Below are 15376 nucleotides of genomic sequence, written 5' to 3' on the forward strand. Positions count from 1 at the left end.
GGGGTCCATTCCGGCAAGCGGTTCTCGTCACATCGACAGAATGGCCGTCGTCACTCTGACGCTAAGCGGTTAGAATAGATAGCGTCAGTTAGACGAAAAGGCCCCACCGCTAGCTCGGCCGCACAGAAGGGCACCCGCCCGTGACCACCACCATCACCGAGACCTACGGCGTCGACCCCACCCCGACGCCGCTCGCTCTGCTGCTGCTCGGCCGTGAGGCCGACCCGAACAGCGAGCGCGGCGTCGAATGCCCCGGTGACCTCCCTCCGGCCTCCGACCCGAACCTCGTCGAGCGAGCCCGGGCGGCCAAGGCCGCCCTCGGCGACCGCGTCTTCATCCTCGGCCACCACTACCAGCGCGACGAGGTGATCGAGTTCGCCGACGTCACCGGCGACTCCTTCAAGCTCGCCCGCGACGCCGCGGCCCGCCCCGAGGCCGAGTACATCGTCTTCTGCGGCGTGCACTTCATGGCCGAGTCCGCGGACATCCTCACCAGCGAGCGCCAGCAGGTCGTCCTGCCGGACCTCGCGGCCGGCTGCTCGATGGCCGACATGGCCACCGCCGAGCAGGTCGCCGAGTGCTGGGACGCGCTGACCGACGCCGGCATAGCCGACGTGACCGTACCGGTCTCGTACATGAACTCCTCCGCCGACATCAAGGCCTTCACCGGGCGGCACGGCGGCCTCATCTGCACCTCCTCCAACGCCAAGCGCGCCCTGGAGTGGGCCTTCGAGCAGGGCCAGAAGGTGCTGTTCCTGCCCGACCAGCACCTCGGCCGCAACACCGCGGTGCGCGACATGGGCTTCTCCCTCGACGACTGCGTGGTCTACAACCCGCACCGGCCGAACGGCGGGCTGACCGCCGAGCAGCTGCGGGACGCGAAGATGATCCTCTGGCGCGGGCACTGCTCGGTGCACGGCCGGTTCAGCCTGGACTCGGTCAACGACGTCCGCGAGCGGATCCCCGGCGTGAACGTCCTGGTGCACCCCGAGTGCAAGCACGAGGTCGTCGCGGCCGCCGACATGGTGGGCTCGACCGAGTACATCATCAAGGCGCTGGACGCCGCCGAGCCCGGCTCCAAGTGGGCCATCGGCACCGAGCTGAACCTCGTCCGCCGCCTGGCCAAGGCGCACCCGGACAAGGAGATCGTCTTCCTGGACCGCGCGGTCTGCTTCTGCTCGACCATGAACCGGATCGACCTGCCGCACCTGGTCTGGGCGCTGGAGTCGCTGGTCGAGGGCCGGGTGCCGAACGTGATCACCGTCGACCCGGAGACCGAGAAGTACGCCAAGGCCGCGCTGGACCGGATGCTGGCCCTGCCGTAGCCCCCGGGCGGACGACGACGAAGGGCGGGCCCCCTCCGGTGGGAGGGGGCCCGCCCTTTCGTCTGGCAGCAGTCGCAGCGCTACTCGGGGAAGCCCGGGATCACGCCTTCGCCGTCGGCCAACAGCAGCTCGCGGACCTCGTCGATCGTCGCGTCCGCGCTCGGCAGGATCAGCTCCGACGGCTCCAGAGAGTCCAGCGGCAGCGGAGCGCCCGAGCCCTTCACCGCGGCAAGCAGCTTGCCGTAGGTCAGCCGGAAACGCTCCTCGTCGCCCGACTCCACCGCGGTGACGAGGTCAGAGTCGAGCGTGTTCAGCTCGTTCAGGTGGTCCTCGCCCACCTCGTACTGCCCTTCACCCATGACCCTGATGATCATGCCGTGCGTCTCCCTGGTTCGTGGGGTCGAGCTCAGATCACTTGTTGTAGTTGATGCGCGGGGTGTCCTGCTGCGGCTGCGGCTGGGCGTCCTGCGGCCTGCCCTGCTCGATCGCGGCGGGGCCGGCGGAGGAGGGACCGGACAGCTCGGCCTTCATCCGGGCCAGCTCCAGCTCGACGTCGGACCCGCCGGCCACCCGCTCCAGCTCGGCCTCGATGTCGTCCTTGCGGCCCAGGCCGCTCGCGTCGTCCAGCGCACCGGAGGCGAGCAGCTCGTCGATCGCACCGGCCCTGGCCTGCATCTGGGCCGTCTTGTCCTCGGCCCGCTGGATCGCCAGGCCGACGTCGCCCATCTCCTCCGAGATCCCGGAGAAGGACTCGGCGATGCGGGTCTGCGCCTGGGCGGCCGTGTACGTCGCCTTGATGGTCTCCTTCTTGGTGCGGAAGGCGTCCACCTTGGCCTGAAGTCGCTGGGAGGCGAGGGTGAGCTTCTCCTCCTCGGCCTGGAGCTGCTGGTACTGCGTCTCCAGGTCGGTGATCTGCGACTGCATGTTGGCCTTGCGGGTCAACGCCTCACGGGCGAGGTCCTCGCGGCCCAGGGACAGGGCCTTGCGGCCCTGGTCCTCGTACTTCGCCGACTGCTGCTGGAGCTGGGTCAGCTGGAGTTCGAGCCGCTTGCGCGAGGTCGCGACATCCGCGACACCCCGTCGTACCTTCTGGAGCAGCTCAAGCTGCTTCTGGTAGGAGTAGTCAAGCGTCTCACGCGGATCCTCCGCCCGATCCAAGGCCTTGTTCGCCTTGGAGCGGAAGATCAGCCCCATACGCTTCATGATTCCGTCGCTCATGGGCCTCGGGTGCCCCCTTCTCCGGCCTGCGGTCTCTATCTCGTTACCAGACACGACGAGTGTATGTGCAGCGAGCCCGTCGCCGCAGTGCACCTGCCTGCAACAAGACTGCTACAGGCACCAGGGGCGTTTCCTCCTCCCCCGGGTGGATCCGCCCCTCATACCCCCCATCGTCCATCCGACTGATCCCCTACGGGAAGGCCCCGGGAAACCCGCGCCGGACCGCGACCTCGCGGTATCGATATGTGTTCGGTTCCGAGGGCACCCGTGGAAGCCGCGTCGCACCCCGTACGCTGGGGGTGTGTTCCGACGCCGTTCAGATGATGCCGCCGCCTCCGCCACCGTGCTGGAGAAGCAGGACGAGACGACCGCCCGCGACCCGCAGGCCAAGAAGGGCCGACCCACCCCCAAGCGCAGTGAGGCCGAGGCCAACCGGCGTACCCGGGTGACGGTGCCCAAGGACCGCAAGGAGGCCAGCCGCCAGGCCCGCGACCGCATGCGGGTCGAGCGCGAGAAGCAGCGCCAGGCCCTGATGGACGGCGACGAGCGCCACCTGCCGGCCCGTGACAAGGGCCCGGTGCGCAGGTTCACCCGCGACTTCGTGGACTCCCGCTGGTCGCTCGCCGAGTTCTTCCTGCCGGCCGCCGTGGTCATCCTGGTGCTGAGCATCGTCAAGGTGCCGACGCTCCAGCTGCTCTCCACGCTGCTGTTCCTGCTGTTCTTCGTCTTCGTGATCCTGGACTTCGTCCGCCTCGGCCTCGGCCTGCGCAAGCAGCTGGCCGAGCGCTTCGCCGGGCAGAACACCCGCGGCGCCGTCGCGTACGGCATCATGCGCACCCTCCAGATGCGCCGGCTGCGCCTGCCCAAGCCGCAGGTGCGGCGCGGGGAGAAGCCCTGACCGCCGAACCGGTCGACTCCGGCTGGGCCCCGCCGTCCTGGGAGGGGCCCGGCCTCTACGCACTTCCCGGCCATGGGGACGCGCTTCCCGGCCAGGGGGGCGCACTTCCCGGACACGGGAGCGGGCTTCCGGGGCAGGGTGAGGGCGTCCACGACCGGCTCGCCCAGGAGCGTCGGCTGCCCTCCCGCAGCGGGTCCTTCGCCGGCGGCACCGGTGCCTGGCTGGAGCGGCTCGGCGGGCTGCGCAACTTCGTCCGCCAGGAGCTCGTCGCCCGTCAGCTGGCCGAACAGCTGGCCGGGCGCAGCGCGCAGCGCGTCCTCGACATCGGCTGCGGCCAGGGCACCCAGGCCCTGCGGCTGGCCCGGGCCGGCCACTACGTCACCGGACTCGACTCGGACCCGGTCGCGCTCGGCGTCGCCCAGGGGGCGCTCGCCGAGGAGCCGCCGGAGGTCCGCGGCCGGATGCAGCTGCTCAGCGGCGACGGCCACCAGTGCGGGCGCTGGTTCGGCCCGCGCAGCTTCGACGTGGTGCTCTGCCACGGCGTGCTGATGTACCTGCCCGACCCGGACCCGATGATCGCCTCGCTGGCCCGGCTGCTGGCGCCCGGCGGACTGCTCTCGCTGCTCGTCCGCAACCGCGACGCGCTCGCCCTGCGGCCCGCCGCCGCCGGGGACTGGCGGGCCGCGCTGCACGCCTTCGAGAGCGACCGGTACTACAACCGGCTCGGACTGGCCGCGCGCGCCGACCGGCTCGCCGACCTGACCGTCACCCTGTCCGAGGTGTCGGTGCCGATCCGGCACTGGTACGGCGTGCGGGTCTTCACCGACAACGCCCCGGACGACGCGACGCCGCCGGTGGACGGGCGGCAGCTGGCCCAGCTCCTGGAAGCCGAGGACCGGGCCGGCCGCACCGACCCCTACCGGCAGGTCGCCGCGCTCCTGCACGTGATCGGGGCGAAGTAGCCCCGCCGGATCGGGGCGAAGTGGCCGCACCGGCCGCACCGGCCGCTCCACCCCGTCGGGCCTACTCCTCGCTCAGGCTCATCGCGTAGACGACCCGGTCGTCCTCCAGCAGCACCGCGGTGTCCACACCGTCCTCCGCGAGCTGCTTCCAGGTCTCCCCGATCCAGGTCTCGGCGTCCCCCTGGCCGGCGAACTCCTCCTGGTTGCCGCCGGGCGCGACCGCACTGCCGTCCGACTTCTCGTACCGCCACGTCCAGACCATGCCGGCTCCTCCCACTGACCACTGACCACGCTGCCTGTGTTGCTGCGCACCATAGCCTGCCCGGCTCGATCTTCCGTATGCCTCGTCCGGCAGGATGGACGGCATGGCGACCCCATCCCAGCCCAGCCGCCCCGCGCCGCCCCGGACCCTGCTGCTCGGCGGCGCCCGCTCCGGCAAGTCCACCCGCGCCGAACAGCTGCTCGCCGGCCACCGGGACGTCCTGTACGTGGCCACCGGCGGCACCAGGGACGGCGACACCGAGTGGGCCCAGCGGGTCGCGCTGCACCGGGAGCGCCGGCCCGCGAGCTGGCGCACCGCCGAGACCTGCGACCTGGAGGCCGTCCTGGCCGACCGGACCGACCGGGCGCCGGTGCTGGTCGACTGCCTCGCGCTGTGGCTGACCGCCGTGATGGACGAGTGCGGCGCCTGGGACGACGAGGTCTGGGCGGACGGCGGAGAGGCCGCCGTGCAGCGCCGCTGCGAGGCGCTGGCGCGGGCCTGGGCGGCCACCGGCCGGGCCGCCGTGGCGGTGAGCAACGAGGTCGGCATGGGCGTCGTCCCCGCCACCGCCGCCGGCCGCCGCTTCCGCGACACCCTGGGCCGGCTCAACATGGCCGTGGCGGACGCCTCCGAGCGGGTCCTGCTGGTGGTGGCCGGGCAGGCGCTCACCATCAAGCCGGACCCCTTCGCACCGGACGTCAAGCCAGCCTCGGCATGAACATCCGCGGCGTGTAGCCTTCCGGACGATGGACACGACCGTGGATCTCGATACGTTCTCCTCGCTCGTCGAGCGCCCCGACGAGAGCGCCCGGCGGGCCGCCGAGGAACGCTGGCAGGCGGCCGACCGGCCGCGCGGCGGGCTCGGCAGGCTGGAGGAGCTGGGCAGCTGGCTGGCCTCCGTACAGGGGCGCTCCCCGGTGCTGCCGGTCTCCGCGCCCAAGGTGCTGCTGTTCGCCGCCGACCACGGCGTGGCGGCGCTCGGGGTCTCCCGGATGCCCGCCGACGGCGGCACCGCGGCCCGGGTGCGGGCGGTGCTCGACGGCAGCGCGCCGGTGTCCCGGCTGGCCGCGCGCTACGGCGCACAGGTCAGGGTGGTCGACGTCGCGGTGGACGCCGACCCGGCCGACTTCCCGGACGAGGTGGTCGCCCACCGGGTCCGGCGCGGCTCCGGGCGGATCGACGTCGAGGACGCGCTCACCGCGCAGGAGACCGTCCGGGCCTTCCGGGCCGGCATGGCCGTCGCCGACGAGGAGGCCGACGCCGGCACCGACCTGGTGCTGCTCGGTGACCTCGGGGTCGGTGCCACCACGGTGGCCGGCGTCCTGGTCGGCGCGCTGTGCGGGACGGACGCGGCGGCGGTGACCGGGCGCGGCTCCGGGATCGACGACCGGGTGTGGATGGTCAAGTGCGCCACCATCAGGGACTCGCTGCGGCGGGCCCGGCCGGTGCTCGGCGACCAGCTGGCGCTGCTCGGCGCCACCGGCGGGGCCGACTTCGCGGCCATCACCGGTTTCCTGCTCCAGGCGGCCGTACGGCGGCTGCCGGTGGTCCTGGACGGCGTGGTCTCGGCGGCCTGCGCGCTGGTCGCCCAGCGGATCGCCTTCCGGGCACCGGAGTGGTGGCGGGCCGGGCAGTCCAGCGGCGAGCCGGCCCAGGCGAAGGCGTACGACCGGCTGACCCTGACGCCGTTGCAGGACCAGGGCATCATCATGGGCGAGGGCCTCGGGGCGCTGCTGGCGCTGCCGCTGCTCCAGGCCGCGGGGGACGTGCTCGCGGACGAGGCGCCCAAGCCGTTCGTGCCGGCGGCACCGCGGGAGCCGAAGGCGCAGCCGAAGCTGCCCTCGGCGGCGGACCTGCTGCGAAAGCTGTAGACGGAGGCGGGGGCATCGGCGACCGGCCGCCCGCGACCGGGTGACGGTTCGTCGCCTTCCGCCGTACGGTTCCCCGCGCCCCTGTCGGGCGCGGGGATTTCCGTTTGTGCGGTGCGGTGCAGCGCGGTGCGGGTCAGGGCAGCGCGGTGCGGGTCAGGGCAGGTCAGTGCGATGAGGAGATGACGATGGCCGGCGGCGGCGATCGGGCCGGCTGGGCCGACGGCCTGCGGTTCGGGTTCGGGACGCTGTCCGTCCTGCGGGTGCGGGTGGAGCGGTGGGACCGGGCGGCCGGGGCCCGGGCGATGATGACGGCTCCGCTGGTGGGGCTGGTGCTGGGGACGGCCGCGGCCGCGGCCGGAGCGCTGGTGGCCTGGCGGGCGGGCGGGCTGCTCGGCGCGGTGACGGCGGTGGCGGTGCTCGCCGGGCTGACCCGGGGGCTGCACCTGGACGGTCTGGCGGACGTCGCCGACGGGCTGGGCAGCGGGAAGCCGGCCGAGGACGCCCTGCGCATCATGAAGCAGTCCGACATCGGGCCGTTCGGCGTACTGACCCTGGTCCTCGTCCTGCTCCTCCAGATCGCCGCCCTGGCCGGTCAGTTCGGTCACTCTCCGTTGCGAGGCGCGCTCGCGGTGCTCGCCTCCGCGACGGCCGCGCGGTGCGCGCTCACCTGGGGTTGCCTGCGCTCGGTGCCACCCGCACGGCCCGGCGGGCTCGGGGCGATGGTGGCCGGCACCGTGCCGCCCGCGGGAGCCGCCGCGGGGACGGCCGCCACGATGCTCGCCCTGGCCGCGCTCGGATTTTCTGACGGATGGTCAACTCTCCGGCTGCCACTGGCCGTTGTGATCGGCGTGGGCTGCGCCCGGCTGCTGCTCGGCCGCTGCGTGCGCCGGTTCGGCGGGATCACCGGCGACGTGCTCGGCGCGATGGCCGAGACCGCGACGGCCGCCTCGCTGTTCGCCCTGGCGTTGCTCGGCTGACACCGGGCGGCGCGTGATCCCAGCATGCGGACTACCATGCGTGAAGCACCGCAGCCCTGCACCGTGGCAGGTCCTGCCCGCCCGGCGCGCACCGAGGAGCCGGGGCCTCTGATGTGCGCGGCCGCCTCCGGCGGACGCGCGCTCCAGGGGGCCCGGACCTCCGGGCCCGCCGGCGGACGGCCTGCGACGGCGGGCTGCGCCGGTGCGGCAGTCTCGCCGTGACCGGCCGTGGACCGCGAAAGAACAGGACGCATTACGTGACTGCATTGTCTGTGAGCACCTCCTCCGCCGCCTCGCTGCGCGCGGACGCCCTGGTGGTCGGTGTCGCGAAGGGCCCGAAGGGCATCGTGCTGGCCCCCGGCGCCGAGGCCGTGAACGAGGCGTTCGAGGGCAAGCTGGCCGAGGTCCTCGGCACCCTGGGCGCGACCGGCGCCGAGGGCGAGGCCGTCAAGGTCGCCTCCCCCGCCGGGCTGAAGGCCGCGCTCGTGCTCGCGGTCGGCCTGGGCGAGGCCGCCGAGGACGGTTACCAGCCGGAGGCGCTGCGCCGCGCCGCCGGTGTCGCCGCCCGCACCCTGGCCGGCGCCAAGAAGGCCGCGCTGGCCCTCCCGGTCGAGTCCGCGGCGGACGTCGAGGCGGTCGCGCTGGGCGGCCTGCTCGGCTCGTACGCCTTCGGCGCGTACAAGGCCAACGGCAACGGCAAGGAGCCGGTCGGCGAGCTGGTCGTGCTGGCCGCCCGCAAGGGCAGCAAGGACGCCAAGGCCGCCGTGGAGCGTGCCGCCGCGATCGGCGAGGAGATGAACCGCGCCCGCGACCTGGTCAACACCGCGCCGAACGACCTGAACCCGAAGAGCTTCGCCGCGATCGCCCAGGCGGCCGGCAAGGAGCACGGCCTCAAGGTCGAGGTGCTGGACGAGAAGGCGCTGACCAAGGGCGGCTTCGGCGGCCTGCTGGGCGTCGGCGGCGGCTCGGCGAACCCTCCCCGCCTGGTGAAGGTGGCCTACACCCACCCGAAGGCCAAGGCCACCCTGGCGTTCATCGGCAAGGGCATCACCTACGACTCGGGCGGCATCTCGCTGAAGCCGGCCGGCCACAACGAGACCATGAAGTGCGACATGGCCGGCGCCGCCGCCGTGTTCGCCACCGTGGTGGCCGCCAAGCGCCTGGGCCTGGCCGTCAACGTGACCGGCTGGCTCGCCCTGGCCGAGAACATGCCGTCCGGCAGCGCCACCCGCCCGGGTGACGTCCTGAAGATGTACGGCGGCAAGACCGTCGAGGTCCTGAACACCGACGCCGAGGGCCGCCTGGTGCTGGCCGACGCGATCGTGCGGGCCGGCGAGGAGAACCCGGACGTCATCATCGACGTGGCGACCCTGACCGGCGCCATGGTGATGGCCCTGGGCAACCGCACCTTCGGCGTGATGGCCAACGACGACGAGCTGCGCTCGGAGCTGCACACCCTGGCCGGCGAGGCGGGCGAGCAGTCCTGGCCGATGCCGCTGCCGGCCGACCTGCGCAAGGGCTTCACCGAGTCGACCATCGCCGACCTGTCCAACATGGGCGAGCGGATGGGCGGCGGCCTGACGGCCGGTCTGTTCCTGCAGGAGTTCGTGGCCGAGGGCACCGCCTGGGCGCACCTGGACATCGCCGGTCCGGCGTTCCACGAGGGCGCGCCGTACGGCTACACCCCGAAGGGCGGCACCGCGAGCGCGGTGCGCACCCTGCTCCGCTTCGCCGAGCAGAAGGCGAACGGCAAGGCCTGATCCAGGCACCTCCCCGCTGACGGGGCCCGGCGCGCGTGCGCCGGGCCCCGTCGGCGTTCCGGCCCGGTTACCCACGGGTAGGCCGGGGCGCCATGGCGAACCCCTGTTCGCTGCGGGCGAAACTTTGTTCCACAGTGCGGAAGTCGCCGCGGCGAGCGGTGCGGAAGCCGCCCGTCCGGCGGCTGTCAACACCGCGCTGAGCTGCGATGATGCCCTTCCGTCCGGGGTGCTCCCGCCCCGGTGACCGCTCCACGGGACACCCCTGGGGCGGGCCCGGACATCAGCCGCCGTGAACAAGTGCGAAGATGTATTTCCGGCACGACTGGGCGCCCCACAAAGGCTTCCGACCCACCGGACCGCGACCGGCCCGGCGACCCACCCCATGCATGGAGGACGTGACGTGGCGAACGACGCCAGCACCGTTTTCGACGTTGTCATTCTCGGAGGCGGAAGCGGCGGTTACGCCGCGGCGCTCCGCGCCGCTCAGCTGGGCCTGAGCGTCGCCCTGGTCGAGAAGGGTGAGCTCGGCGGCACCTGCCTGCACCGCGGCTGCATCCCGACCAAGGCTCTGCTGCACGCCGCGGAGATCGCGGACGAGACGAAGGAGGCCGCCGAGTTCGGCGTGCTGGCCACCTTCCAGGGCATCGACATCAACGGCGTCCACAAGTACAAGGACGACGTCATCGCCGGCCTGTACAAGGGCCTCCAGGGCCTGGTGGCGTCCCGCAAGGTGACCTTCATCCAGGGCGCGGGCAAGCTCTCCTCGCAGACCTCGGTGGACGTCAACGGCCAGCGCATCGAAGGCCGCCACATCGTCCTGGCCACCGGTTCGGTGCCGCGCTCGATCCCGGGCCTGGAGATCGACGGCAACCGCGTGATCTCCTCGGACCACGCCCTCAAGCTCGACCGCATCCCGAAGTCGGTCGTCATCCTCGGTGGCGGCGTCATCGGCGTCGAGTTCGCCTCCGTCTGGAAGTCCTTCGGCGTCGAGGTCACCATCGTCGAGGGGCTGCCGCACCTCGTCCCGCTGGAGGACGAGAACTCCTCCAAGCTGCTGGAGCGCGCGTTCCGCAAGCGCGGCATCAAGTTCGAGCTGAAGGCTCGCTTCTCGGGCGTCGAGTACACCGAGACCGGTGTCCGCGTCTCCACCGAGAACGGCAAGCAGATCGACGCCGACCTGCTGCTCGTCGCCATCGGCCGCGGCCCCGTCTCGGCCGGCCTCGGCTACGAGGAGAACGGCGTCGCGATGGACCGCGGCTACGTCCTGGTCGACGAGTACATGCGCACCAACGTGCCCACCATCTCCGCCGTCGGCGACCTCGCCCCGACCCTCCAGCTGGCCCACGTCGGCTTCGCCGAGGGCATCCTGGTCGCCGAGCGCCTGGCCGGCCTCAAGCCGGTGCCGATCGACTACGACGGCGTTCCGCGCGTGACCTACTCCAACCCCGAGGTGGCCTCCGTCGGCATCTCCGAGGCCAAGGCCGTCGAGCTGTACGGCAAGGAGAAGGTCGTCACCCTGAAGTACAACCTGGCCGGCAACGGCAAGAGCAAGATCCTGAAGACCGCCGGCGAGATCAAGCTCGTCCAGGTCAAGGACGGCGCCGTGGTCGGCGTCCACATGGTCGGTGCCCGCATGGGCGAGCAGGTCGGCGAAGCCCAGCTGATCTACAACTGGGAGGCGCTGCCGGCCGAGGTCGCGCAGCTCATCCACGCGCACCCGACCCAGTCCGAGGCCCTGGGCGAGGCGCACCTGGCGCTGGCCGGCAAGCCGCTGCACGCGCACGACTGATCACGCCCCACCCCCTTTCCCGGTACTTCCCGTACGCAAGTACTTCCCGTACGCAAGACTTGATAGGAGTCGCTGAAACCATGGCGGTCTCAGTAACACTGCCCGCGCTGGGCGAGAGCGTTTCCGAGGGCACCGTCACCCGCTGGCTGAAGGCCGAGGGTGAGCGTGTCGAGGTCGACGAGCCGCTGCTGGAGGTGTCGACCGACAAGGTCGACACCGAGATCCCGGCCCCGGCCTCCGGCATCCTGGCCTCGATCAAGGTCGCCGAGGACGAGACCGTCGAGGTGGGCGCCGAGCTGGCGATCATCGACGACGGCTCGGGTGCCCCGGCCGCCGCCCCGGCCCCGGTCGCCGAGGCCGCGCCCGTCGCCGCTCCGGCCGCTCCGGTTGCCGCTCCGGCTCCGGTCGCCGCCCCGGCTGCCCCGGTTGCCGCCCCGGCTCCGGTCGCCGCTCCGGCTGCCGCCCCGGCCGCCGACGCCACCCCGGTGCTGCTGCCCGCGCTGGGCGAGTCGGTCACCGAGGGCACCGTCACCCGCTGGCTGAAGGCCGAGGGCGACACCGTCGAGGTCGACGAGCCGCTGCTGGAGGTCTCCACCGACAAGGTCGACACCGAGATCCCGTCGCCGGTCGCCGGCACTCTGGTGAAGATCCTGGTCGGCGAGGACGAGACCGCCGAGGTCGGCGCCCAGCTCGCGCTGATCGGCGCCGCCGGTGCCGTCGCCGCCGCCCCGGCTCCGGTTGCCGCTCCGGCTCCGGTCGCCACTCCCGCTCCGGTTGCCGCCCCGGCTCCGGCTCCGGTTGCTGCTCCGGTCGCCGCTGCTCCGGCTGCCCCGGTTGCCGCTCCGGCTCCGGTCGCCGCCCCGGCCCCGGCCGCTCCGGTCACCCCGGCCCCGGTCGCCGCCCCGGCTCCGGCCGCCCAGGCCGCTCCGGTGGCCGACGCCGGTGACGCCTACGTCACCCCGCTGGTGCGCAAGCTCGCCGCCGAGCACGGCGTCGCGCTGTCCTCCGTCGCCGGTACCGGCGTCGGCGGCCGCATCCGCAAGCAGGACGTCGTCGCCGCCGCGGAGGCCGCCAAGGCCGCTCCGGCCCCGGTCGCCGCTGCCGCTCCGGCCGCCGCGCCGAAGGCCGCCGCCGCGCCGTCCGCCCTGCGCGGCCAGACGGTCAAGATGACCCGCATGCGCAAGGTCATCGGCGACAACATGCTGAAGGCGCTGCACGAGCAGGCCCAGCTGACCAGCGTGGTCGAGGTCGACGTCACCAAGATCATGTCGCTGCGCGGCAAGGCCAAGGAGGGCTTCCAGGCCCGCGAGGGCGTCAAGCTCTCCCCGATGCCGTTCTTCGTGAAGGCCGCCGCCCAGGCGCTCAAGGTCCACGCGGTCGTCAACGCGCGGATCAACGACGCCGAGGGTACCGTCACCTACTTCGACACCGAGAACATCGGTATCGCGGTGGACTCGGAGAAGGGTCTGATGACCCCGGTCATCAAGGGCGCGGGCGACCTCAACATCGCCGGCATCTCGAAGAAGACCGCCGAGCTGGCCACCAAGGTCCGCGACAGCAAGATCACCCCGGACGAGCTGTCCGGTGCCACCTTCACGATCAGCAACACCGGCTCGCGCGGTGCGCTCTTCGACACCGTGATCGTGCCGCCGAACCAGGTCGCCATCCTGGGCATCGGCGCCACCGTCAAGCGCCCGGTGGTCATCGAGGCCGACGGCGGCACCGCCATCGGCATCCGCGACATGGTCTACCTGTCGCTCTCCTACGACCACCGCCTGGTGGACGGCGCCGACGCCGCCCGCTACCTGGTCTCGGTCAAGGAGATCCTGGAGGCCGGCGAGTTCGAGGTCGAGCTCGGCCTCTGACCCCACCAGGTCCCCGCGGAACCCCGCGTACGGAACCCCGCGTCGTCCCCGGACGGCGCGGGGTTCCGCCGTTCCCGGCCCCCGGTCGTACCGAGTCGCGGGCATGAACCGAGTCGTGGCATGCGCGGACGCGGCCGAACGGGGATGCTGGAGCGGTGATGGACGAGACCGACTTCTGGCAGATCATCGACGAGACCCGGGAGGCCGCCGACGGCGACCCCGACGAGCAGGCCGACCTCCTGGTGGAACGGCTCCTCCAGCTGACCCCGGACGACGTGATCGACTTCGCCCGGCTGTTCCAGGCGCGCTTCGGGCGCGCCTACCGCTACGACCTCTGGGGTGCGGCCTACCTGCTGCTCGACGGCGCCTCCGACGACACCTTCGACTACTTCAGGTGCTGGCTGATCGGCCAGGGCCGGGAGGTCTTCGAGGGCGGGCTGACCGAGCCTGACGACCTGGCGGACCTGCTGCCCGAGTTCGACGAGGAGGAGGACGGCGAGGCCGAGGACCTCGGCTACGCGGCGGACGAGGCGTACGAGCGGCTGACCGGGCTGCCGCTGCCCGAGGTGGGCGGGCGGCAGGCCGACCGGCCGGCCGGGCCGGTGCTGGACTTCGACGACCCGGACGCCATGGCGAAGCGCTTCCCCAAGCTCTGGGAGCGGTACGGGGACTAGCCGCGCCCTGGGGACGTGTCAGGTGCTGCTGCCCGACGAGCTGTCCTGCTTGATGCCCTTGAGGATCTGGTCCAGCACCGAGACGTCCGGCGCGGCCGGGTTGTCGTCCACGCCGCCCTCCATGACCACGTAGCCGCCGCCCTTGGCCGGGAGGGCGACCAGCAGGACGTGGCCCTGGGTGCCGTCCGTGGTGCGGACGTGCCAGCGGGTGGCGTAGCCGAGCACGCCGGCCACGCTGACGTAGCCCGAGCCGGAGTCGGTGTGGGAGCTGATCCCGGAGAAGATCTGCCCGGCGTAGACGGGCATCTGGGCGTCCGCGGCCCCCTTCGGCGTGGAGCCCTGGATGGTGTCCTTCTCGACCGAGAACTGGCCGCGGATGCACTGGCTGCCGTCCGGGCAGGTGTAGCGGCCGGTGCCGAGGTAGACCGACGAGTGCGGCGGGCTGCTCGTCACCTCCCAGCCCTCGAAGACCGGCACCGTGATCGAGTGCTGCGCGTCGGGGACGGTGCTCTTGACCACCGGCAGGGGCTTGGGCGTGGGAGGGGGCACGATCGGGCTGGGGCTCGACGACGGACTGGGACTCGACGAGGGGCTGCTGCTCTGGGTCACGGTGACCGTGGGGTTCGGGGTCGGGTCCGCCTTCGGGTCGCCCCCGCCGCCGCCGAACGCGATCCCGGCGGCGATCCCGCCCACGGCCAGCACGCCGACCGCGATGCCGACGATCAGGCCGGTCTTCGGCTTGGGCGGGGGCGGCGGGTAGCCGGGGCCCGGGTAGCCGTAGCCCGCGCCCTGGGCGGGGTAGCCGCCCTGGGCCGGGGCCGGGTAGCCGCCCTGGGCCTGGGGTTGGGCCTGGTAGGCGTCCTGTCCCGGGTATCCGTAGGCCGGGGCCGCCGGTCCGCCCGGGTAGCCGTAGTCGGGCCGCTGGTCGGACGGCGCCCAGGGCTGGGTGGGGGCTTCGGCGAACCCGCCCGCGACGCCGCCCTGAAGCGGTCGTACCTCACTGGTCCAGGCGTTGCCGTCCCACCAGCGCTCGTGACCGGGGGTGCCGTCCGCACCCGGGACCGGGTACCACCCGGGAGGCGTCGAGTTGCTCACGGGCGAAACGGTACCCGGCGCGGCGGCGGGCCGGACAGCGCGGGACCGTCACGACTCTGCACCGCCGGGGAGACGGTGGACGGCCGCTTCCGCCGGGCCGGTCCCGCTGGCCGGCGAGCGGGCCCCGGCAGGCTCAGCCGGCCAGCCGGCGGGCCATCCAGACGTCGTCCACGTACTGCCCGTCGATCAGGAACTCCTCGGCCAGCGAGCCCTCGACGACGAAGCCGCAGCCCTCGTAGAGGCGGCGGGCCTGCGCGTTCCAGCCGAGCACCCGCAGGGTCATCCGGCGGGCGCCCTCGGCCCTGGCCGCCTCGCAGGCCGCCTCGACCAGGCGGCGGCCGATGCCCCGGCCGCGGACGGTGCCGTCGACGGCCAGGCCCTGGATCTGCCGCACGTGACGGTTGCTCGCCAGTGGAGTGGGCGGGACCTGGCGGACGTAGCCGACGATCCGGCCGTCCAGCACGGCCAGCAGGAACTGCCCCGGGGTGCGCCGCTCGTCGAAGAGCGGGTCCTCGACGGGCGGTCGCGGGGAGACGTCGGACCGGACGGACCAGGCCGCGTGGTTGAGGACGGCGAGCTCGCGCTCGTCCTCGCTCCGCGCCGTACGGATGATCAGATCGTCGTCAGGCATACGCGCCATGCTAGTGAGACGCGTCCGAACGTGACAGGCGGTCGGAAAC

At 72.8% G+C, this 15376-nt stretch carries 14 protein-coding genes and 1 pseudogene; 10 read left to right on the top strand and 5 right to left on the bottom strand.

The features are described 5' to 3' along the window. The first annotated feature begins 140 nt into the window (after positions 1–140). Positions 141–1325 (top strand): quinolinate synthase NadA, encoded by a 1185-nt coding sequence (gene nadA / locus ACZ7C5_RS24815; protein ID WP_401078814.1) that lies wholly within the window; start codon positions 141–143, stop codon positions 1323–1325. An 80-nt stretch (positions 1326–1405) separates the two neighbouring features. On the opposite strand, the gene pspAA is transcribed toward nadA, so the two are convergent. Together pspAA and ACZ7C5_RS24825 are read right to left on the bottom strand one after the other, a co-directional pair. Then, a complete protein-coding gene (gene pspAA / locus ACZ7C5_RS24820) occupies positions 1406–1699 on the bottom strand; it encodes a PspA-associated protein PspAA (protein WP_401078811.1) in 294 nt (97 codons plus the stop codon). Between the two features lie 37 nt (positions 1700–1736). Further along, positions 1737–2543, bottom strand: a complete 807-nt coding sequence (locus ACZ7C5_RS24825; protein ID WP_188297387.1) for a PspA/IM30 family protein — start codon at positions 2541–2543, stop codon at positions 1737–1739. A gap of 301 nt (positions 2544–2844) precedes the next feature. On the opposite strand from ACZ7C5_RS24825, the gene ACZ7C5_RS24830 reads away from it, so the two are divergent. Together ACZ7C5_RS24830 and ACZ7C5_RS24835 are read left to right on the top strand one after the other, a co-directional pair. Next, positions 2845–3441, top strand: coding sequence for a DUF3043 domain-containing protein (locus ACZ7C5_RS24830; protein ID WP_317620133.1), 597 nt, complete (start codon positions 2845–2847; stop codon positions 3439–3441). 221 nt (positions 3442–3662) lie between these two features. Beyond that, a complete protein-coding gene (locus ACZ7C5_RS24835) occupies positions 3663–4403 on the top strand; it encodes a class I SAM-dependent methyltransferase (protein WP_223244421.1) in 741 nt (246 codons plus the stop codon). 61 nt (positions 4404–4464) lie between these two features. Here ACZ7C5_RS24835 and ACZ7C5_RS24840 read toward each other — a convergent pair whose 3' ends face one another. Continuing rightward, positions 4465–4665: a hypothetical protein gene (locus tag ACZ7C5_RS24840; protein ID WP_188297388.1), complete on the bottom strand. Its 201-nt coding sequence runs from the start codon at positions 4663–4665 to the stop codon at positions 4465–4467. A gap of 136 nt (positions 4666–4801) precedes the next feature. On the opposite strand from ACZ7C5_RS24840, the pseudogene cobU reads away from it, so the two are divergent. The 7 genes and pseudogenes from cobU to ACZ7C5_RS24875 all read left to right on the top strand — a co-directional run. Further along, positions 4802–5383: pseudogene (cobU, locus tag ACZ7C5_RS24845) on the top strand (bifunctional adenosylcobinamide kinase/adenosylcobinamide-phosphate guanylyltransferase); the annotation flags it as partial. A gap of 28 nt (positions 5384–5411) precedes the next feature. After that, complete coding sequence (locus tag ACZ7C5_RS24850) at positions 5412–6536, top strand: nicotinate-nucleotide--dimethylbenzimidazole phosphoribosyltransferase (protein WP_401078807.1); 1125 nt, start codon at positions 5412–5414, stop codon at positions 6534–6536. Between the two features lie 179 nt (positions 6537–6715). Beyond that, positions 6716–7513 (top strand): adenosylcobinamide-GDP ribazoletransferase, encoded by a 798-nt coding sequence (locus ACZ7C5_RS24855; RefSeq protein ID WP_401078804.1) that lies wholly within the window; start codon positions 6716–6718, stop codon positions 7511–7513. Between the two features lie 257 nt (positions 7514–7770). Then, positions 7771–9273, top strand: coding sequence for a leucyl aminopeptidase (locus ACZ7C5_RS24860; protein ID WP_401078801.1), 1503 nt, complete (start codon positions 7771–7773; stop codon positions 9271–9273). A gap of 382 nt (positions 9274–9655) precedes the next feature. Next, entirely contained in the window at positions 9656–11062 is a 1407-nt protein-coding gene (lpdA, locus tag ACZ7C5_RS24865) for a dihydrolipoyl dehydrogenase (protein WP_188297393.1), read from the top strand. 80 nt (positions 11063–11142) lie between these two features. After that, the gene (sucB, locus tag ACZ7C5_RS24870; protein WP_470323481.1) at positions 11143–12927 is read left to right on the top strand and encodes a 2-oxoglutarate dehydrogenase, E2 component, dihydrolipoamide succinyltransferase; all 1785 of its coding nucleotides are present in this window, start codon (positions 11143–11145) and stop codon (positions 12925–12927) included. A 158-nt stretch (positions 12928–13085) separates the two neighbouring features. Then, positions 13086–13601: a DUF4240 domain-containing protein gene (locus ACZ7C5_RS24875; protein ID WP_401078794.1), complete on the top strand. Its 516-nt coding sequence runs from the start codon at positions 13086–13088 to the stop codon at positions 13599–13601. An 18-nt stretch (positions 13602–13619) separates the two neighbouring features. Here ACZ7C5_RS24875 and ACZ7C5_RS24880 read toward each other — a convergent pair whose 3' ends face one another. Together ACZ7C5_RS24880 and ACZ7C5_RS24885 are read right to left on the bottom strand one after the other, a co-directional pair. After that, positions 13620–14696, bottom strand: coding sequence for a DUF2510 domain-containing protein (locus ACZ7C5_RS24880; RefSeq protein ID WP_401078791.1), 1077 nt, complete (start codon positions 14694–14696; stop codon positions 13620–13622). A 133-nt stretch (positions 14697–14829) separates the two neighbouring features. Further along, a complete protein-coding gene (locus ACZ7C5_RS24885) occupies positions 14830–15327 on the bottom strand; it encodes a GNAT family N-acetyltransferase (protein ID WP_401078788.1) in 498 nt (165 codons plus the stop codon). Positions 15328–15376: the final 49 nt, after the last annotated feature.

It is taken from the genome of Kitasatospora sp. NPDC036993, assembly GCF_055607525.1.